Consider the following 19,354-nt stretch of genomic DNA (forward strand, 5'->3'; position numbering starts at 1 on the left):
ACCCTCGCTGTATGCCCCGCCGCCACATCCGCGTGACCGGCGCCCCCGAAGCCCCCCTCCGGGCCGCCCTCACCGCCCTGCGCACCGAACTCGGCGTCCCCGAGAGCTTCCCGCCCCTGGTGGCGGCGGAAGCCGAACGGACCGCGAAGGCTCCGGCTCTTCCGTCGTACGACGCCACGGACGTTCCGCTGTTCACGGTCGACCCGCCGACCTCCCTGGACCTGGACCAGGCGATGCACCTGTCCCGCCGGGGCACCGGCTACCGCGTCCACTACGCCATCGCCGACGTCGCCGCCTTCGTCGTCCCCGGAGGAGAGGTGGACGCGGAGGCCCACCGGCGGGCGACCACCCTGTACTTCCCGGACGGGAGGGTCCCGCTGCACCCGGCGGTGCTCGGTGAGGGCGCGGCCAGCCTGCTCCCCGGCGAGACCCGCCCGGCCGCGCTGTGGACGATCGACCTCGACGCGGAGGGCCGTACGGTCGCGACCGGCGTCCGCCGCGCGATGGTCCGCAGCCGGGCCCGCCTCGACTACGCCACCGTGCAGAAGCAGATCGACGGCGGGACGGCGGAGGAGCCGCTGGCCCTGCTCAAGGAGATCGGGGAGGCGCGCGAGCGGCTGGAGGTGGAGCGGGGCGGGATCTCGCTGAACGTCCCCGAGCAGGAGATCGTCCAGCGGAACCACGCCTACGAGCTGAGCTTCCGCGCCCCGCTGCCCGCCGACGGCTGGAACGCGCAGCTCTCGCTGCTGACCGGGATGGCGGCCGCGGACCTGATGGTGGCGGCCGGCACGGGTGTGCTGCGGACCCTGCCCGCGGCCCCGGACGGCGCGGTCGGCCGCCTCCGCCGGACCGCGCACGCCCTGCGCATCGACTGGCCGCACCACGTCTCCTACGCCCGGCTGATCCGTTCCCTGGACCCGCACCAGCCCCATCACGCGGCGTTCCTCCAGGAGTGCACGACGCTGCTGCGGGGCGCGGGTTACACGGTCTTCCGGGACGGGCAATTGCCGGAGATCACCACGCACGCCGCGGTGGCGGCGCCCTACGCCCACTGCACGGCCCCGATCCGGCGCCTCGCGGACCGGTACGCCACGGAGATCTGCCTCGCGGCGGTCGCGGGCGAGGCCCTGCCGGAGTGGGTGGGGGCCGCGCTGGACGCGCTCCCGCACGAGATGGCGGACGGCGCCCGGCGCGCGGGCACGGTCGAGCGGGAGTGCGTCGACATCGTGGAGGCGGCGCTGCTCCAGGACCGGGTGGGGGAGTTGTTCGACGGCTGCGTGGTGGAGATCGAGGACCACCGACCCACCGTGGGAAAGGTGCAGTTGGACTCCCCGGCGGTCATCGGCCGGATCGAGGGCGGGGCCGGGGATCTGCCGCTGGGGGAGCGGTTGCGGGTGCGGCTCACGCAGGCTGACCCGGGAGCGGCGAAGGTGCGGTTCGCGCCTGCGTGACGACCTGCCGGACGGCCCGTACGAGGGTGTCGGCGTCGTCGGCGTGGAAGCGCACGAGGCGGACGTCGCGTCGCCGTCCGAGGAAGGTGAAGTGGGCTACGGGCTGGGCGAGTTCGAGGGTGAGGGTGGTCTGCGACCCGATGGGGAGGTCGAGTTCGCCCTCGGGACGCCCGCCGTCCGGGGTGATGCGCGACTCGCGCCGCACGGCGGTGATGTGGCGGACGGGTATGCGCAGGTCGACGTGGACGGCGCGCCGGATGCGCAGGGTGTCGGGGCCGAGCAGGTGCGGGCGTACGACGGAGGCGGCGTGCAGCCCGAGGACGAACAGGACGGTGTAGACGTCGAGGACGAGGACGATCCAGTGCGCGGTGGGGTAGTCGCGCAGCAGGACGGACATGGTCAGAGTCTCGACGACGCACACGAACGCGAACCCGAACAGGGTGAGGCTCTGGCCGCGGGCGTAGCCGAAGGCCTGCCCGCCCTGCGTGCCGTGCGTGCGGCGGGTGAGCCAGAGGACGAGGCTGTGGAGGAGCCGGAGTTCGTGGCGGAGCAGCCGGTGGAGGAGAACGAGGGCCGTTCTCATGGCAGTTCTCCCTTGAGGATCCGCACGGTGCGGCGGACGGCCTCCGCCTGGGCCGGGGCGAAGTCGGCGTAGAAGGCGCGCAGGAAACTGTCCCGCTCGTCGCCCATGTCCGAGGGGAGCATGTCCGCGGGCAGCATGTCGGCGGGGATCCAGGCGGCGATGGCGCGAGCCGCCTCCTCGACGCGGGGGTCGGACGGGTCGGCGTCGGCGAGGCCGTCGAGGAGGGCGTAGGCCCGGGTGGCCTGTGCGACCGATTCCGGGGCTTCGAAGGCGGCGCCCAGCACGGCGCTCAGCCGCTCGCGCTCCTCGGGTGCGGTGGCGGTCTCGACGAGGGCGAGCAACTCGCGGTCCTTGGCGGCCATGGGGGAGCGGGCGGCGACGTGCGCCAGGTCGTGGAAGAGGGCGCTGAGCCGGGGCGAGACGGGCCCCTCGGCGGGGATGCCGTCGGCGGCCTCCAGCAGGGCGCGCAGCCGCGCCCGGCGCTCCCGGAGGGCCGCCTCCTGCCGCGCCAGATCCTCGTCGAGCTCGGTGAGCACCTCGGCGAGGTCCTTGCCGGCGTCGTCGGCGAGCACGTCCCGCACCTCGGCGAGCCCGAGCCCCAGCTCGGTGAGCCGGCGGATCCGGGCGAGCACGACGGCGTGCCGCAGCGTGTAGTCCCGGTAGCCGTTGGCGAGCCGCTCGGGCTCGGGCAGCAGGCCCTGGTGGTGGTAGTGCCGCACCGTCCGCGTGGTGACACCGACGGCGGCGGCGAGTTCTCCGATCCGCATGGGACCAGTAGAGAGGCTGACGTCGCGGCAGGGTCAAGCGGAGCGGCGCCGCCTGTCGAGGGCGGTGGCCGTGCGCCACGGAGGGCGGTGGCCGTGCGCCACGGAGGGCGGTGGCCGTGCGCCACGGTCGAGGCAACGGTCCCGGTCTCTCGAACGGGTGATCCTTCGATGCCCCAGGCCGGCGAGCGACCGAAGGAGGGGCGCCACACGCCCGCCACGGCCCACGAGCCGCTCGCTCCGGGACGCCCTGTGACGGTGCCGCGATGGACCTGGAGGCGACCTCCACCAGGGCCAGGCCCGACCGAGAAGCGGGCCTGGCGGCTCATTCTCCGCCCACCCCCCTCCCCTGGCCCCTCTCCCCTCACCCCACGCCTCCGACCTGGGGACCGCGGACTTTCTCCGAGCCCTCCGGCGTTGCACCCTGGGACGACGGAAGGGGGTGGCGACGGATGGAACAGGCATTGTGGACGAGGGCGCGGCTGGGCCGTTGCGGCCCGGCGCTGGACCTCCTGACGGCCCGCTTCGACAAGCACGTCTACGCCCCGCACGCGCACGAGGAGTTCACGATCGGCGTCTGCGTCGACGGCTCCGAGATCATCGACTACCGGGGCGGCCACATCCGCACGGGCCCGGGCTCGATCGTGGTCCTGGCCCCGGGCGAGATGCACACGGGCGGCCCCGGCAACGCGACGGACGGCTACGCGTACCGGGCGCTGTACGCCGCGCCCACTCTCCTCACGGACGGGGTCTTCACGGACGGCCTGCCCCACTTCCGCGAACCCTTGATCGACGACCCGGAACTGGCAGCCGCGATCCTCCGCACGCACACGGACCTGCGGGAGTGCCCCGACCCGCTGGAGGCCGAGTCCCGCCTCCCCTGGCTGCTGACGGCCCTGGCCCGCCGCCACTCGGCGTCCCGCCCGACGCCGGACGCGATCCCGGGCGCGGACCGCATCGCCCGGGCCGTACGAGACCGCCTGGCGGACGAACTGCTGGACCCCCCGTCCCTCGCTTCGCTCGCGGCGGACCTGAACCTGTCCCGCTACCAGCTCCTCCGGGCCTTCCGTACGACGATGGGTCTACCGCCGTACGCCTGGCTGGCGCAGTACCGGGTGACCAGGGCCCGCCGCCTGCTGGACACGGGCCTGCGCCCGGCCGAGGTGGCGTCCCTGGTCGGCTTCGCGGACCAGGCGCACCTGACGCGCTGGTTCCGCCGGGTGCTCGGGGTCACGCCGGCGGCGTACCGCAACAGCGTTCAAGACGGCGGATGGCACGTCGGCTGAAGCTCTCCGTATGACTGCACGCGGCTGGTTCCTGTTCTCCCTGATGGGAGTCGTCTGGGGCATCCCCTACCTGATGATCAAGGTGGCGGTGGACGCTCCTTTGTCCCCCTCCATGGTGGTGTTCACACGCTGCGCCCTGGGAGCACTCCTGCTCCTCCCCTTCGCGATACGCCGGGGCGGGCTGGTCAGGATGGTCCGGGGGCACTGGCTGCCGATGCTGGGCTTCGCGTGCATAGAGATCGTCGGCCCCTGGTTCACGCTGACGGACGCGGAACGCAACCTGTCCAGCTCGACGGCGGGCCTGCTGATCGCGGGCGTCCCGATCGTGGGCGTGATCCTGTCCCGCTTCTTCGGCAACGTGGAGCACCTGAGCGCGCGAAGGGTGACGGGCCTGGCGCTGGGCCTGGCGGGGGTGGGGGTCCTGACCGTCCCGCACCTGACGGGAGGAGACGCCCGCTCCCTGGGCGAGGTCATGCTGACGGTCCTGGGCTATGCCACGGCCCCGCTGATAGCGGCGCGCTGGCTGAAGAACGTACCGACGCTGCAACTGACGGCGCCGTGCCTGGCACTCGCAGCCCTGGTGTACGCGCCGGCGGCGGGGGCCAGCTGGCCGACGGAGATGCCGTCGACATCAGTCCTGGTGGCGTTGATCGGCTTGGGCGTAATCTGCACGGCGCTGGCCTTCGTGGCCTTCCTGGAGCTGATCAAGGAGGTAGGCCCGACACGGGCGACGGTCTTCACGTACGTCAACCCGGCGGTGGCGGTGGCGGCGGGGGCCTTGTTCCTGGGAGAGGACCTGACGCTGGGCATCGGAGCGGCGTTCACCCTGATCCTGGCGGGCTCGATCCTGGCGACGGCGGGACCGGGCGCGGGCACCGGCCCTGGTACTGGCTCTGGTACTGGCTCTGGTCCTGTTGGTCAAGGCGAAGGCACCCGCCGGGTAGCATGGTCGACACGGCAGACGAGCCGGGCGGACGGCCGCGTGGAGTCCTCCTGACAGGGGGCTTCCCGAGGAACGTCCGGGCTCCACAGGGCAGGGTGATGGCTAACGGCCACCCGGGGTGACCCGCGGGACAGTGCCACAGAAAACAAACCGCCCGGCGCTTCGGCGCCGGGTAAGGGTGAAACGGTGGTGTAAGAGACCACCAGTGCCCAGGGCGACCTGGGCAGCTAGGTAAACCCCACCCGGAGCAAGGTCAAAAGGGAGCGCCTCTTGAAAAAGGGGTGCTCCTGCGGGGACGTTCGAGGGCTGCCCGCCCGAGTCCCCGGGTAGACCGCACGAGGCCGACGGCAACGCCGGCCCTAGATGGATGGCCGTCGCCCGGGGCGCCGCGAGGAACCCTGGGAACAGAACCCGGCGTACAGCCTGACTCGTCTGCCGCTCTTTATTTCCGCAGGTCAGAGGCCATGTTTACTCGCTAAACAAACACTCAGGGTCGAATCCGGGGCGAATTCGACCCGTAGGTATCGTCATTCCTGTCCGTCGCCCATGCGGCATATCCGGGCATTCCGGGTGTCGAGTGCGGTCCGGTGCCGCTCGGGAGCAGACATCTCGGCACCAGGGCACTTGGAAGTACATGTACGAGGTGTCTGCTTGTCGGCAGGCTCGGGGGATATTGGCGCACTGATGGTGCACCCGCAGTGCGGCGTGCGGAGACACGTTGCCGTCGTCGCCGAGTCCTGGTGGTTGTTCACGGGGTTCAAGGCACGGCTTACCTCATGTACCTGTAGTACATGAACCAGAAGGTCGACTTCATCGGTGCCCAGTAGGCCCTCGCCAACCGGATGGACGCAGGGCTCTCGCGCGGATGCGACTCGCGGGAGCCCTGCGGCTATCTCAGACCGTGGCCAGATAGGTGAGCCAGTCCCCGTGGTGGGTGATGTCGGTTCCTGCGGCTGCGGTGTGGGAGTTGCACTGGAAGCCCAGGACCCAGGAGTCGTCGTCGAGTCGGATGCGGCCGAGGGACATGGGTGCGGGCAGTTCGGCGAGGAAGCGGCCGAGAGCGGCGGGTGAGAGGATCCAGCGCTCGCCGCTGATCGTTCCCCCGTGGTCGGGGCCCACGTGGACCAGACCGGGCTTGGGAGGTTCGGTGGCCAGGGCGGTCAACTGGTAGGCGGAGGCCGTTCGTACCTCGCCGGCGTAGCGTGCGCCCAGCCCGGTGAGCTGGTGGTTGAGCGGCTGGCCGCGCCGGTGGGCGCCGAAGACGGCCAGGTCGATTCCTGTGCCGGGGACGGGAGACGGGGTCTGTTCACCGGCCTCACCCGTCGTACCGATGAGGCGGGCGGCGAGGTCGAGGCCCACTTGGTCGTCGAAGGCCCGGGTGACGATGCTGACGCCGAAGGGGCTGCCGTCGGCCCCGCCGGCCGGGACGGCGACGGCGGCCATGTCGAGCAGGTTGACGAAGTTGGTGTAGGTGCCGAGCCGTTTGTTGATGCCGACGGGGTCGTCCTGGACGGCGGCGATGGTGGGGTGCTCGGTGGTGGTGGGCAGGAGCAGTGCGTCGAAGCCGGAGAGGAGGCGGGCGGCGGCTGTCCTGAAGTGGTCGAGGTGTTCCTGGTCGCCGGCCAGGGCGTGGGCGGGCAGGGCTGCTGCGGCGAGAATGATGCCGGCGACGGTGGGGTCCGCGGCTTCGGGGTCGCGGGCGATGAACTCGCCTACGGCGGCGTAGCGTTCGGCGACCAGGGCGCCGTCGTAGAGCAGCCGGGCGGCTTCCAGCAGTGGTGTCACGTCGATGACGGCCGTTTCGGCGCCGGTCTCCCGGAGTTGTCCGGCGGCTGCCTGGAAGGCGGCTCGGGCTTCGTCGGAGAGGGGCGCGAGGTCCTCGTCGCGGGGGAGGGCGATGCGGGGCCGTTCGGGCGCTGCCAGCCGTACGGCGTCGGGCCAGGTGCGGCTGCGGGGGTCGGCCTCGTCGGGGCCGGTCATGACGGCGAGCGCCTGCTGGGCTTCGGTGAGGGTGCGGGCGAAGACGGTGACGGTGTCGTAGGAACGGGCGGCGGGGACGACGCCGGTGTTGGGGACCAGGCCGAGGGTGGGCTTGATGCCGACGATGTCGTTGAACGCCGCCGGGACGCGGCCCGAACCCGCGGTGTCCGTGCCCAGCGCGAAGTCCGCGATACCCAGGGCCACGGCGACGGCGGAGCCCGAGCTGGAGCCGCCGGAGATCTTCTCCGGGTGGCCTGCGCTGCGGACGGGGCCGTGCGGGCTGCGGGTGCCGACCAGGCCGGTGGCGAACTGGTCCATGTTCGTCTTGCCGAGGACGATCGCGCCCGCGTCCGTCAGCCGTCGTACGGCGGTGGCCGAGACGTCCGGACGGTAGGCGTAGGCGGGGCAGGCCGCGGTGGTGGGCAGGTCCGCGACGTCGATGTTGTCCTTGACGGCGAACAACAGGCCCGCCAGCGGCAGGAGTTCACCGGCCGTCACACGGGCGTCGAGGACGCGGGCTTCGGCCAGGACGTCCTCGTAGGGGCGCAGGGCGATCCAGATCTCCGGCCGTTCGGCCTTGTCGATCCGCTCGTAGGCGGCGGCCACGCGCTCCTCGGCCGTGACGGGGGCGGTGGGGGTCTGGTTCACGCTGCTTCCTCTCGGAGGATGACGGTCAACGGGGTGCCGGCGTCGATCTGCTGGCCGGGGGTGACGAGGACGTCGGCGACGACGCCGTCGGCCGGGGCTCGGACGACGACCTCCATCTTCATCGCCTCCAGGACGACGAGCGGCTGCCCGGCCTGGACTCGGGTACCGGGTGCGGCGGCCACCTTCCACACGCTGGAGCTGAGCGGTGCGTCGACCAGACTGCCGCCGGGCGGCAGGGAGACGGGTCCGGTGGCAGGTACGGGGGCGGCCTCGGCACGCTCGGCGAGTTCGCCCGACGCCTCCCACGCCTCTCGCTCGGCGCCGAAGGTGGCTGCCTGGCGGGTGCGGAAGGCGGCGATGCTGTCGGCGTTCTCCCGCAGGAAGCGCTGATGCCCGGCAAGGGAGAACGTGCCGGGCCGGATGTCGAGGCCGGTGCGGCCGGAGTCCAGGTCGGCCCGGATGTCCAGGAGTTCGGCGGGGGAGACCGGGTGCCAGACGATCCGGTCGAAGAAGCGCAGCAGCCAGGGGATGCCGTCGGCGAAGGAACGGCCGGGGCGCAGGCCGCCCCAGATGGGGACCGTGCGGCCGATGAGCTGGTAGCCGCCGGGGCTTTCCATGCCGTAGACGCACAGGTAGGAGCCGCCGATGCCGACGCCCGCCTCGGCGGTCCAGGTGCGCGCCGGGTTGTACTTGGTGGTGACCAGGCGGTGGCGGGGGTCGAGCGGGGTGGCGGCGGGGGCGCCGAGGTAGACGTCGCCGAGGCCGAGGACGAGGTACTGGGCGTCGAAGACGATGCGGCGGACGTCGTCCACCGAGTCCAGGCCGTTGATACGGCGGATGAACTCGATGTTGGACGGGTTCCAGGGGGCGTCGTCGCGCACCGAGGTGCGGTAGCGGGATATCGCCTCGTCGACGGTCGGGTCGTCCCATGACAGGGGGAGGTGGACCTCTCGGCTCGGCACGGTGAGTTCGTGCGCGGTGGGAAGGTGGTCCTCGGCCTCCTGGAGCAGACGGAGCAGGGTGCGCAGGGGGAGCGTGTCGGGGTCGGTGTGCAGATGCAGGGAACGGACGCCGGGGGTGAGGTCGATCAGTCCGGCGGGGCGGTGGGCGGTGAGGTGTTCGGCCAGGGCGTGCACCCGCATCCGCAGGGCGAGGTCGAGGGTCATCGGACCGTACTCGACGAGGATGTTGTCATCCGCGCCGCGCCGGTAGACGACCTCGGGGGTGGTGTCGGTGGCGGGCCGCCGGGCGAGGACACCGTGGTCGGGGTCGGGGCCCTCGGTGGGGAGGGTGAGCAGGGCCGGTGAGCGGCGCAGGTCGTCCGCGCGGGCTTCCGTGACGGGGACGAAGCGCACGGTGTCACCGGGGCGCAGCTGGCCCGCCTTCCAGCGTTCGGCTGCGACGACGGTGACGGGGCAGGCGAAGCCGCCGAGACTGGGGCCGTCGGGGCCGAGGATCGCGGGGGTGTCGCCGGTGAGGTTGACGGCGCCGACGGAGTACGCGGTGTCGTGGACGTTGGAGGGGTGCAGCCCGGCCTCGCCGCCGTCGGGGCGGGCCCACTCGGGGCGGGGGCCGACGAGTCGTACGCCGGTGCGGGCGGACTGGGCGGAGACCTTCCACTCAGCCGAGTACATCGTCTTCAGGCCGCGCGGGGTGAGGAAGTCGGGGGCGGGGTGCGGACCTTCGCTGACCGCGATCCGCCAGTGGGCGGTGAAATGCGGGCGTTCGGTGGGCGGTACGGCGGTCGGTGCCGGCGATCCGGAGGCGGGTTCGGCAGGACGGAGGACGTCGCCGGTGCGCAGGGCGCGTCCGGCGTGGCCGCCGAAGCCGCCGAGCGTGAAGGTGGCGGTGCTGCCGAGATAGGCGGGCAGGTCGAGGCCGCCGCGGATGAGGACGTACGTGCGCATGCCGGAGCCCTCGGGGGTGCCGACCTCCAGCAGGGCCCCGGCGGGCAGGTCGAGGGGCTCCCATTGGGAGGCGGGTGTGCCGTCGACCGTGACGCGGGCCGGGGCGCCGGTGACGCAGACGACGGCCGGGCGGGAGAAGCGCAGGGCCGGGCCCTCCAGGGTGCACTCCAGGCCGGGGGCGCCCTCGGGGTTGCCGACGGCGGTGTTGCCCAGGCGGAAGGAGAAGTCGTCCATCGGGCCGCCGGGCGGGATACCCACCTCCCAGTAGCCGGTGCGGCCGGGCCAGTCCTGCACGGTGGTCAGGGTGCCGCCGCGTACGACGTCGATGCGGGGGCGCGGGTCCGTGACGGAGGCCAGGGTGCTCGTGGTGTGGCGGGCGGCGAGGATCTCGTCGGTGCGGCAGGCGGCGCGCAGGAGGCCGAGGTTGGTCTCCACGCCGTCGATCCGGGTCCGCTCCAGGGCCTCGGCCAGCCTGGCGAACGCCTCGTCGCGGTCGCGGCCGGTGGCGATGACCTTGGCGAGCATCGGGTCGTAGGCGGTGGAGATCTCCTGGCCGGTCTCGGCCCAGCCGTCCACGCGTACGCCGTCCGGGAGCTGGACGCGGGTGAGGAGGCCGGCGCTGGGCCGGTGGTCCTGGCCCGGGTCCTCGGCGTAGACGCGGGCCTCGACGGCGTGACCACGCACGGGAGGCCCGTCGGGGCCGATGCCGTCGAGGATGTCCTTCTCTCCGCGGGCCAGGCACAGCATCCAGCCGACCAGGTCGACACCCGTGATCTCCTCGGTGACCGGATGCTCCACCTGGAGACGGGTGTTGACCTCCAGGAAGGCGGCCTCCTCGCGCTCGGCGTCGTAGACGAACTCCACCGTGCCGGCGGAACGGTAGCCGACCGAGGCGCACAACTCCCGTGCGCTGCGGTGCAGTTCCTCGCGCAGCGCGGCCGGGAGGCCGGGCGCCGGGGCCTCCTCCAGGACCTTCTGGTGGCGGCGCTGGAGGGAGCAGTCCCGGTCGCCGAGGCTGACGACCCGACCGGTGCCGTCGCCGAAGACCTGCACCTCGACATGGCGGGCGCGGGAGACGAACCGTTCCAGGAAGGTCCCGCCGTCGCCGAAGTTGCCCCGGGCGAGGCGGGTGACCTGGGCGTACGCCTCGCGCAGCTCGTCCGGACCGGCGCAGGCCCGCATGCCGATGCCGCCTCCGCCGCCGGTCGCCTTGAGCATCACCGGGTAGCCGATCTCCTCGGCGGCGCGCAGGGCGTCGTCCAGGTCGGCGAGGAGTACCGTGCCGGCGAGCAGGGGGACCCCGGCCGCCTCGGCCGCGGCGCGCGCGGTGTGCTTGCTGCCGAAGACCTCCAGCTGGCGGGGTGTCGGGCCGACGAAGGCCAGGCCCGCCGCCTCCACGTCAGCGGCGAACGCGGCGTTCTCGGACAGGAAGCCGTAGCCGGGATGGATCGCCCCGGCGCCCGTGTCGCGGGCGGCGGCCAGGACCAGGTCGGCCCGCAGATAGCTCTCGGCGGCCGGTGCGGGGCCCAGCCGCACGGCTGTGTCGGCCATCCGTACGTGGGGTGCGGCGCGGTCGGCGTCGGAGTACACCGCCACGGTCCGCAGTCCCAGCGCGGACGCGGAGCGGATGATGCGGCAGGCGATCTCTCCGCGGTTGGCGACGAGCAGGGTGTCGAACACGACGGCAGCTCCTCAGGAACGGGCCGTACTGCGGGACATCGGCGAGGCTTCCCGCAGTACTGAGGCGAAGGGGGTTACGCGGTGGCGGGCAGGACGTGGTCGCCGGTCTTGTCCGTGCTGAGGCAGAGCGAGCAGACCACCGCGTCGTGGGTGGCGCAGGCGGCGAGGTCCGGGCGCTCGTAGGGCTGACGGCACACGTGGCAGTCGAGGGTGAGCGCGCTGGGGTTGCCGTCGGTGTCGAGCAGCGGCTCGTCGATGCCGTCGTCTGTGCGGCGCAGGTAGTAGCGGCCCTTGGTGACGATCGCCATCAGCGGGGTGAGGACGAAGGCGATGAGGGCGGCGGCGACGGGGGAGTACGGCTGGAGGGTGTCGCCGAGGGCGTGGAAGTACATGGCGATGGAGAGCCCGGAGGCGGCGACGAAGGCGACCACGCCGACCGGGTTCACGGCGTGCAGCATGCCGCGGCGGAATTCGGGCTGGAGCGGGGAGAGTTTGAGCAGGTACTTGTTGATGCCGATGTCGGTGGCGACGGTGACGACCCAGGCGATGGCGCAGTTCGAGTAGAAGCCGAGGATGTCGTTGAGGAAGCTGAACATGTCGGCCTCCATCAGGGCGAGCGCGAAGCCCAGGTTGACCAGGACGAAGACCATGCGGCCCGGGTAGTGCTTGGTGACCCGGGTGAAGGAGTTGGTCCAGGCGAGGGAGCCGGAGTAGGCGTTGGTCACGTTGATCTTGATCTGGCTGATCACGACGAGCGCCACGGCCAGCGGGAGGACCATCCAGGACGGCATCATCGCGTCGAAGGCGCCCTTGAACTGCTGGATCGGCTCGGGCGCCACGTCCGGGCCGACCTTGGCGAGGATGTACACGGCGAGGAAGACACCGATGGCCTGCTTGAGCGCGCCGAGCACCACCCAGCCGGGTCCGGCCATGATGACGGCGGTCCACCAACTGCGCTTGTTCGCCTCGGTCTTGGGCGGCATGAAGCGCAGGTAGTCGATCTGCTCGCCGATCTGCGCGATGAGGGACAGACATACGCCCGCGCCCAGCAGCACGGAGGCGGTGTTGACGCCGCCCTCGCCGTCGGTGCCGGCGTAGGCGAGGAAGCGGTCGACCGTGCCCGGGTCGGTGGAGATCAGGTAGACCAGCGGGCCGACCATCAGCAGCAGCCAGATCGGGGTCGTCCAGACCTGGAGCTTGCTGAGCGCCTTCATGCCGTAGATCACCAGCGGGATGACCATCAGCGTGGACACCAAGTAGCCCAGCCACAACGGCAGTCCGAGGCCCAGCTTCAGTCCCTGGGCCATGATCGAGCCTTCGAGGGCGAAGAAGATGAAGGTGAAGCTGGCGAAGATGACGCTGGTGAGGACCGAGCCGTAGTAGCCGAAGCCGGAGCCGCGGGTGATCAGATCGAGGTCGATGTTGTAGCGGGCGCCGTAGTAGGCGAGGGGGAAGCCGGTGACGAAGATGACGACGGCCGCGACCGCGATCGCCACCAGCGCGTTGCCGGTGCCGTGGGCGAGGCCGATGCCGGCGCCGATGGAGAAGTCGGCCATGTAGGCGATGCCGCCGAGTGCCGTGGTGGCGACGACCATGGGGGTCCAGCGGCGGTAACTGCGGGGCGCGAAGCGGAGGGTGTAGTCCTCCAGCGTCTCCTTCGTCGCCTGGTCCGTCGGGGTATCCGGTGTTGTCGCTGTCTGCGGTGACTGGGTGGTACTCATGGAATGCCCTTCGGGGGTGCGAGCGGGGGAGGGGAGAGCGGTGGGGCACCCCCGGCGGCGGCGTCGACGGCCGGGGAGTCGAGGGGCGGGCCGATTGCCCGCGGGTTCAGGCGCGGTCGGTCCGCGTCAGAGGCGGTGGGCGTGCAGGGCCATCTGTGTCATCGCGCGCTGGGCGCGTTCCAGCACCACGGCCATCGAGTCGCCGACATGGGCGTGCAGGGCCCGGTAGCCCTCGTCGAGCCGTCCGTCGCGGACGAGCTCCATGATCTCGATGTGCTCGGCGATGGTCGTCTCTACCCGGTCCCGGGTGAGGAAGTCGTACATGCGGACTCGGCGGATGCGTTCGCTGACCGTCACGAGGGCGTCGGTCAGCGCGGGATTGCCCGAGGCGCGGGAGAGTTCGGCGTGGAAGAGCTCGTCCTGGACGACGAAGCGCGGGTCCGGCTCGGGCGGGTTCTCGCGCATGGCGTACCAGCGTTCCAACTCGGCCGCTATGACGGTCGGGTCGTGGCGGACGGCGGGGTCCTCGATCGACCGGGCGATGCCGCGCAGTTCCAGGGTGACCCGTAGTTCGTAGAAGTCCTTCAGCTGGGTCAGGTTGGGGATCGTGACGAAGAAGCCGCCGTCGCCGCGCTCGATCAGCCCGTCCGCCAGCAGCCGTGCCAGCGCCTCGCGTACGGGGGTCCGCGACACCCCGAACCGGGCGGCCAGCCGCATCTCGGCCAGGCGTTCACGCGGGCCGAACTCGCCGTCGAGAACGGCCGTGCGCAACTGCGCGTAGACCGTCTCGCGGAGTGAGGGCGTGGGCGTCGCAGCCGGATCCAGGGGGGTGTCCGGCTGCGTATACAGCTTCGAATCCATGAGCGGACACGCTAGAAACCGCTTGTTTCCCGGGAGGTGCATGTGTGGTGAACGGGTCGTTTCCGGGATCTCACCCGGTGCCGCGGGCGGATCGCTCGGTCGCTGAACACCCGCGCCGCTTCTTGCGTTCTATAAGTAACTGCGACTCATTTGCAATAAGGGGAATGAACGTGACATCCAAGCGTGTTGGCCGCCTCGCGGCACTCACCGCTCTCCCGGTCGCCCTGCTCGCCGTCGCGGGCTCGGCACCGGTGTTCGCGGAGGAGGAGACCCCGGCCTACCAGATCGACCTGGAGCAGCTGAACGACTCCGGCTCCAAGGGGACGGTCCTGCTGAGCGCCCGCGGCACGGACCTAACGGTGTGGATCAAGTCCGAGGGCATGGTCCCCGGTCAGCCGTCTGCGCAGCACCTGCACGGTTCCACCGAGGGCCACGACTTCGTGTGCCCGGACGACAGCGCCGACACCAACGGCGACGGCATCCTCAACAACACCGAGGCCACCGTCCACTACGGAGACATCAACATCGCGCTGACCGTCTCGGGGGACACCGACGCGGCGACCAGCGGCCTTGCGGTGGACCGGATGCCGGTGGCCGACAAGGAAGGCAAGATCGCCTACAAGCGGACCATCCCGGTCTCCCAGGACGTGATCGACCACATCAAGGACCTGCACGTCGTGCAGCACGGCATCGACCCCAACAACAACGACAAGTACGACTTCGAGGGTGCCGGCAAGAGCGAACTCGACCCGGCCCTCCCGCAGGAGGCGACCGCGCCGACCAACTGCGGGGAGGTCAAGGGCGCCGCGGTCGGCTCCGTGCCGGTCGGCGGGATCGAGACCGGCGGCGGAGCCACCGGGAACGGCGTGTCCCCGGGGGCGCTGATCGGCGTGGCCGGTGCCGCCTCGGCCGTGGCGGCCGGCGCGCTGATCGTCGTACGCCGTCGGGTGGCGGTGAAGGCCGGGGGTGCTTCGTGAACCGTACCGCCGAGCGCACCCGGACCGGCGCCCGTCGTGCCTTCGCGGCTGTGATCGCCACGGCCACCGCCGCCCTGCTGCTCACCGCCTGCGCGGGCCAGGACACGAGCGCCTCGCAGAGCTCGCCTGGGCAGAGCGCGCCCCTGGCTACGGCCGGCAGCGGGACACCGGCGACGGGCACCGGGGCCGGTCAGACCGTCGCCGCCCTGGACAGGTCGGTGCCGACGAAGGTCACCATCCCGGCCCTCGGTGTGTCGAGCACGTTGGAGACGCTGTCGCAGAACGCCGACGGGGCGATGACGACGCCGAGGGACCCGGATCTGGCGGGCTGGTACGAACCAGGGCCCACCCCCGGTTCGGAAGGCCCTGCGGTGATCGCCGGGCACGTCACCTGGAACGGTGCCGACGCGGTGTTCAAGGGGCTGAAGTCGATGGAGGCCGGTGACACGGTCGAGGTTGTCCGGGAGGACGGCAAGACCGTCACATTCACCGTCGACCGTGTCGAGGAGTACGAGAAGGCGAAGTTCCCCACGCTGGAGGTCTACAAAAACCTCGACCACGCGGGGCTCCGACTGGTCACCTGTGGCGGCGAGTTCGATGCCGACCGGCACTACTACCCCAACAACGTGGTGGTGTTCGCCACCATGACGGCAGTCGCCTAGGCGACGGGGCCGCAACGTCTAACGGGGGCCGATCCGGGCCGCCACCCAGGGGATGCTGCGGTCGGTGGCCGTCGCCAACTCCCGCAGAGTGGCGCCCTGGGCGGCCCTCTCGCGCAGCCACACCGTGATGTCCTGGGCGCCTACACGCTGGGCGGCGGCCCGGTCGTTGAGCCGGATCCGGGCCCGCCGTCCGATGTCGGAGTTCTGGCCGGCCGGGCGGATGTCGATGCCGTGAGCGGTAAGCAGGCGCCGTAGCCGGTTCCGGCCGACGGCGAGGACGCGTGCTGTCTCCTCGATGCTCTTTTGGCCGTCGACGTACACGGCCCGAAGGGCCTGTTCCAGGTCGGTGAAGCCGCCGGCTCGCAGCGCGTCCGCCAGGCGCTCGTCCGCGCCGCGGGACTGGGTGCGGCGGCCCGCGTCGAGGCTTTCCCGCCGCACCTTCAGCAGTTCGTCCCGGGGGCTGCCTTCGTCCGTGCCGCTCCAGCGCCTCCGGGTCAGTTCCCCGGAGCGGGCCATGGCCCGGCCCGCCGCGAGGTGTGCCTGCGTCGTCTCCGAGGCGCGGTATCTGTCGCGCCGGGCATGGGACTGCTCCTGTCCCAAGGAGTGCGCGCTGAGCGGCCAGCTGCGCAGCAGTCCGAACTCCTCCCGGTACTCCGCCGCGGTCATGTCGTGCACGCGCACGTGTGCCCCGAGGGAGCGGAAGCCCCTGCCGCAGACATGGCAGAGCACGGTGTCCGCGTTCTCGTCACGGATCAGGCGGCCGAAGTCGGGATGCCGGCCGCGCCGGTCGCCGTCACCTGTCTGCGGTGGGGGCACGGACGCCTACCTGCCGTGTGCGGACCGGACCCGGAACAGGCGGGGCTGCACGTCGGTCGCGATGGTGGCCGCATGGTCCATGTGGACGCGGGCCTCGGGGTTGGCGAGCATGGCCCGGTAGTGCTCCTCGGACTCCCACTGGGCGTAGTTGACGACCCGCTCGCCGTCCTGGGAGACGTGGAAGTTGGCGCAGATGAAGCCGGGTTGGCGCTTCATCGTCTCCTCCGTGGCGCGGGCGAGCAGGGTGACCAGCTCGTCCTGGCGTTCCGGGGAGACGGTGAAGACGTTGATGAGCGTGGCCACCGCACGGGAGCTGTCGATCTGTGCTGTAACGGTCATGTGCGTATTTCTCCCCTTACTCGGCTTGGTGATGGCACACGCAGGCAGACATTCCTCCCTTTGGATCAGCGGACCGTCCTACCCGCCGGCGACGATTCCGGGCACGGACCGCAGGGTCTCCGGGAGTTGGGCGGCGGGCAGGCCGCCGCCCTGTGCCAGTTCGGGTGAACCGCCGCCACGACCGTTCAGCAGCCGTTTGACCAGAGCGGAGGCGTCCTGTGCCGCTGTCGGGCCCGCGCTGTTGACGGCTGCCACGAGGACGGCACGTCCCTCGGACTCCGCGCCGACCACGACCACGCCCGGACGGTCGGCGGGCAGGAGATCCCGTACGGCGACGGCGAGGGCCCTCGCTCCGTCCGCTCCGCCGTCCGTCGTCGCGGTGACGACGCGGACACCGGCCGCGTCCTGGGCTTCGGCGGCCAGTACCGCCGCCCGGGCGAGGGTGGCCTGCTGCCGCAGCCGCTGGTTCTCGCGATCGGTCTCCCTGAGCCGGTCGAGCAACGCGCCGATCCGGTCGGGGAGTTCGGCGCGAGGGGCCTGGAGTTGCTCGGCGATCCGGGTCACCAGATCGCGCTCGCGGGCGAGGTGGCCGAAGCCCTCCGCTCCGACCGCGGCCTCCAGTCGGCGCATGCCCGCGCCGACCGACGATTCCGCGGTGAGCCCGAGGACACCGATCTGGGCCGCGTGCTCGACATGGGTGCCGCCGCACAGCTCCCGTGACCAGGCGCCGCCGATCTCGACGACGCGGACCTTCTCGCCGTACGTCTCGTCGAACAGGGCGAGGGCGCCCAGTTCCTTGGCTTCGGGGAGCGTCATCCAGCGCACGCCGACGGGGAGGTCGCGGCGCAGGGCCTGGTTGGCGGCCTCCTCGATCTCGCTGCGGGCCGTGGCGGAGAGGGCGCCGCGCCAGGGGAAGTCCAGGCGGAGGTGGCCGGGGCGGTTGTAGGAGCCGGACTGGAGGGCGTTCGGGCCGAGGATCTGGCGCAGGGCCGCGTGCAGGACGTGGGTTCCGGAGTGGGCCTGGCGGGCGCCGAGCCGCCACTCGGGGTCGACCGCGGCATGCACCGCGTCACCGACCGCCAGATCGCCGGAGGTGACTCTGACCTGGTGGGTGACCAGTCCGGGCAACGGCCGCTGCACATCGAGGACGTCTGCCTCCACCGAGGTGCCGGTGAGACGCCCGGTGTCGCTCTCCTGGCCGCCGGACTCGGCGTAGAACGGGGTGCGGTCCAGGACGACCGTGGCGATCCCGCCCTCCCGGACCACCGGGACGGGGCCCGCCGGGCCGAGCAGGGCCAGGACGCGGGAGTCGGTCGTCACGGTGTCCCAGGCACGCCAGTCGGTGGGGCCGTGCTCGTCGAGGACCGGACACAGGGCCGAAGTGTCCGACGTACCGCCGGACTTGCGGGCACGGGCGTCGGCGCGGGCCCGCTCACGCTGCTCGCGCATCAGTGCCGTGAAGCCCTCGCGGTCGACCTCGACGCCCTGTTCGGCGGCCATCTCCAGCGTCAGGTCGATGGGGAAGCCGTACGTGTCGTGCAGCAGGAATGCCTGCGCGCCCGGGAGCCGGCTCCCGCCGTCCGCCTTGACCCCGGCGACCGCGGTGTCCAGGACGGTGGTGCCCTGGCGCAGCGTGGCACGGAAGGCGTCCTCCTCGCCGGCTGCCTGGTCGACGACACGGCCGTAGGACTCGGCGACCTCCGGGTAGCTGGGGGCCATGGAGTCCCGGGCGACCGCGAGGAGGTCCGGCAACGCTGGGTCGGAGTAGCCGAGTTGGCGCATCGAGCGGACGGAGCGGCGCAGGATGCGGCGCAGCACGTACCCTCGGCCCTCGTTGCCGGGGGCGGTGCCGTCGGCGAGCAGCATCAGGGCGGTGCGGACGTGGTCGGCGACCACGCGCAGTCGGACGTCGGCCTCCGCGTCGGCGCCGTAGCGGACGCCTGCGAGCTCGGCCGCGCGGTCCAGGACTGGGCGGGTCTCGTCGATCTCGTAGAGGTTGTCGACGTCCTGGAGCAGGGTGGCCATCCGCTCCAGGCCCATGCCGGTGTCGATGTTGCGGCGGGGCAGGTCGCCGAGGATCGGGTAGCCGGACTTGCCCGGGCCCTCACCGCGCTCGTACTGCATGAACACCAGGTTCCAGAACTCCATGTAGCGGTCCTCGTCGACCGCGGGACCGCCCGCCCGGCCGAGGGCCGGGCCACGGTCGTAGTACAGCTCCGAGCACGGACCGCACGGGCCGGGCACGCCCATCGACCAGAAGTTGTCCTCGTTGCCACGCGCCACGATCCGCTCGTCGGGCAGGCCGGAGATCCGCCGCCACAGGGCGCGGGCCTCGTCGTCGGTGTGGTGCACGGTCACCCAGATACGGTCCGCGTCCAGGCCGTAGCCGCCGTCCGCGACCGGTGCGGTGGACAGCTCCCAGGCGAAGGCGATGGCCTCCTCTTTGAAGTAGTCGCCGAGGGAGAAGTTGCCGTTCATCTGGAAGAAGGAGCCGTGCCGGGTGGTGCGGCCGACCTCCTCGATGTCCAGGGTGCGCACGCACTTCTGCACGCTGGTCGCCCGCGGCCACGGCGCCTGGGCCTCCCCCGTCAGATACGGCTTGAAGGGCACCATCCCGGCGTTGACGAACAGCAGCGTCGGGTCGGGGGTGGGCAGCGGGGCGCTGGGGACGACGGTGTGGCCGCGTTCGGCGAAGAAGTCGAGGAAGCGGCGGCGGATCTCGGAGGTACGCAACGG

13 protein-coding genes, 1 other RNA gene and 1 pseudogene are annotated in these 19,354 nt (G+C 71.8%); 6 read left to right on the forward strand and 9 right to left on the reverse strand.

The window, feature by feature from the left end; genetic code table 11:
- The first annotated feature begins 11 nt into the window (after window positions 1–11).
- Complete coding sequence (locus ACIRPX_RS06565; protein ID WP_404189123.1) at window positions 12–1,451, forward strand: RNB domain-containing ribonuclease; 1,440 nt, start codon at window positions 12–14, stop codon at window positions 1,449–1,451.
- Here ACIRPX_RS06565 and ACIRPX_RS06570 read toward each other — a convergent pair.
- Together ACIRPX_RS06570 and ACIRPX_RS06575 are read right to left on the reverse strand one after the other, a co-directional pair.
- On the reverse strand, window positions 1,402–2,034 hold the full coding sequence (locus ACIRPX_RS06570; RefSeq protein ID WP_404189126.1) for a hypothetical protein: 633 nt from the start codon (window positions 2,032–2,034) through the stop codon (window positions 1,402–1,404). The two genes, ACIRPX_RS06565 and ACIRPX_RS06570, sit on opposite strands and share 50 nt — an antisense overlap.
- Window positions 2,031–2,801 (reverse strand): MerR family transcriptional regulator, encoded by a 771-nt coding sequence (locus ACIRPX_RS06575; protein ID WP_404189128.1) that lies wholly within the window; start codon window positions 2,799–2,801, stop codon window positions 2,031–2,033. Before ACIRPX_RS06575 ends, ACIRPX_RS06570 begins: the two co-directional genes overlap by 4 nt.
- 449 nt (window positions 2,802–3,250) lie before the next feature.
- Between ACIRPX_RS06575 and ACIRPX_RS06580 the strand changes: the two genes are divergently transcribed.
- From ACIRPX_RS06580 to rnpB, 3 genes and pseudogenes are all read left to right on the forward strand, one after another.
- On the forward strand, window positions 3,251–4,084 hold the full coding sequence (locus ACIRPX_RS06580; protein ID WP_404189131.1) for a helix-turn-helix domain-containing protein: 834 nt from the start codon (window positions 3,251–3,253) through the stop codon (window positions 4,082–4,084).
- A 73-nt stretch (window positions 4,085–4,157) separates the two neighbouring features.
- A pseudogene (locus ACIRPX_RS06585) lies at window positions 4,158–4,877 on the forward strand (DMT family transporter); the annotation flags it as partial.
- Between the two features lie 169 nt (window positions 4,878–5,046).
- Window positions 5,047–5,462, forward strand: an RNA gene (gene rnpB, locus ACIRPX_RS06590) — RNase P RNA component class A.
- A 459-nt stretch (window positions 5,463–5,921) separates the two neighbouring features.
- Here rnpB and atzF read toward each other — a convergent pair.
- From atzF to ACIRPX_RS06610, 4 genes are all read right to left on the reverse strand, one after another.
- Window positions 5,922–7,655, reverse strand: coding sequence for an allophanate hydrolase (gene atzF, locus ACIRPX_RS06595; RefSeq protein WP_404189133.1), 1,734 nt, complete (start codon window positions 7,653–7,655; stop codon window positions 5,922–5,924).
- Entirely contained in the window at window positions 7,652–11,242 is a 3,591-nt protein-coding gene (gene uca, locus ACIRPX_RS06600; protein WP_404189136.1) for an urea carboxylase, read from the reverse strand. The genes atzF and uca overlap by 4 nt, the downstream gene beginning before the upstream one ends.
- Before the next feature lie 74 nt (window positions 11,243–11,316).
- On the reverse strand, window positions 11,317–12,963 hold the full coding sequence (locus ACIRPX_RS06605; RefSeq protein ID WP_404189138.1) for a purine-cytosine permease family protein: 1,647 nt from the start codon (window positions 12,961–12,963) through the stop codon (window positions 11,317–11,319).
- 126 nt (window positions 12,964–13,089) lie between these two features.
- Entirely contained in the window at window positions 13,090–13,824 is a 735-nt protein-coding gene (locus tag ACIRPX_RS06610) for a GntR family transcriptional regulator (RefSeq protein ID WP_404189141.1), read from the reverse strand.
- Window positions 13,825–13,994: 170 nt separating this feature from the next.
- On the opposite strand from ACIRPX_RS06610, the gene ACIRPX_RS06615 reads away from it, so the two are divergent.
- Together ACIRPX_RS06615 and ACIRPX_RS06620 are read left to right on the forward strand one after the other, a co-directional pair.
- The gene (locus tag ACIRPX_RS06615; RefSeq protein WP_404189143.1) at window positions 13,995–14,801 is read left to right on the forward strand and encodes a hypothetical protein; all 807 of its coding nucleotides are present in this window, start codon (window positions 13,995–13,997) and stop codon (window positions 14,799–14,801) included.
- Window positions 14,798–15,463 carry a class F sortase gene (locus ACIRPX_RS06620; RefSeq protein ID WP_404189146.1) on the forward strand — a complete coding sequence of 222 codons (666 nt, stop codon included), beginning with the start codon at window positions 14,798–14,800 and terminating at the stop codon, window positions 15,461–15,463. The genes ACIRPX_RS06615 and ACIRPX_RS06620 overlap by 4 nt, the downstream gene beginning before the upstream one ends.
- Before the next feature lie 18 nt (window positions 15,464–15,481).
- On the opposite strand, the gene ACIRPX_RS06625 is transcribed toward ACIRPX_RS06620, so the two are convergent.
- The 3 genes from ACIRPX_RS06625 to alaS form a co-directional block, all read right to left on the reverse strand.
- A complete protein-coding gene (locus ACIRPX_RS06625) occupies window positions 15,482–16,279 on the reverse strand; it encodes a MucR family transcriptional regulator (protein WP_404189149.1) in 798 nt (265 codons plus the stop codon).
- Window positions 16,280–16,285: 6 nt separating this feature from the next.
- Window positions 16,286–16,618 carry an antibiotic biosynthesis monooxygenase family protein gene (locus tag ACIRPX_RS06630; protein ID WP_404189152.1) on the reverse strand — a complete coding sequence of 111 codons (333 nt, stop codon included), beginning with the start codon at window positions 16,616–16,618 and terminating at the stop codon, window positions 16,286–16,288.
- A gap of 78 nt (window positions 16,619–16,696) precedes the next feature.
- A complete protein-coding gene (gene alaS / locus ACIRPX_RS06635) occupies window positions 16,697–19,351 on the reverse strand; it encodes an alanine--tRNA ligase (RefSeq protein WP_404189155.1) in 2,655 nt (884 codons plus the stop codon).
- Between the last annotated feature and the right edge of the window lie 3 nt (window positions 19,352–19,354).

It is taken from the genome of Streptomyces sp. NPDC101225 (assembly GCF_044767585.1).
In the GTDB taxonomy this organism is placed as follows: domain Bacteria; phylum Actinomycetota; class Actinomycetes; order Streptomycetales; family Streptomycetaceae; genus Streptomyces.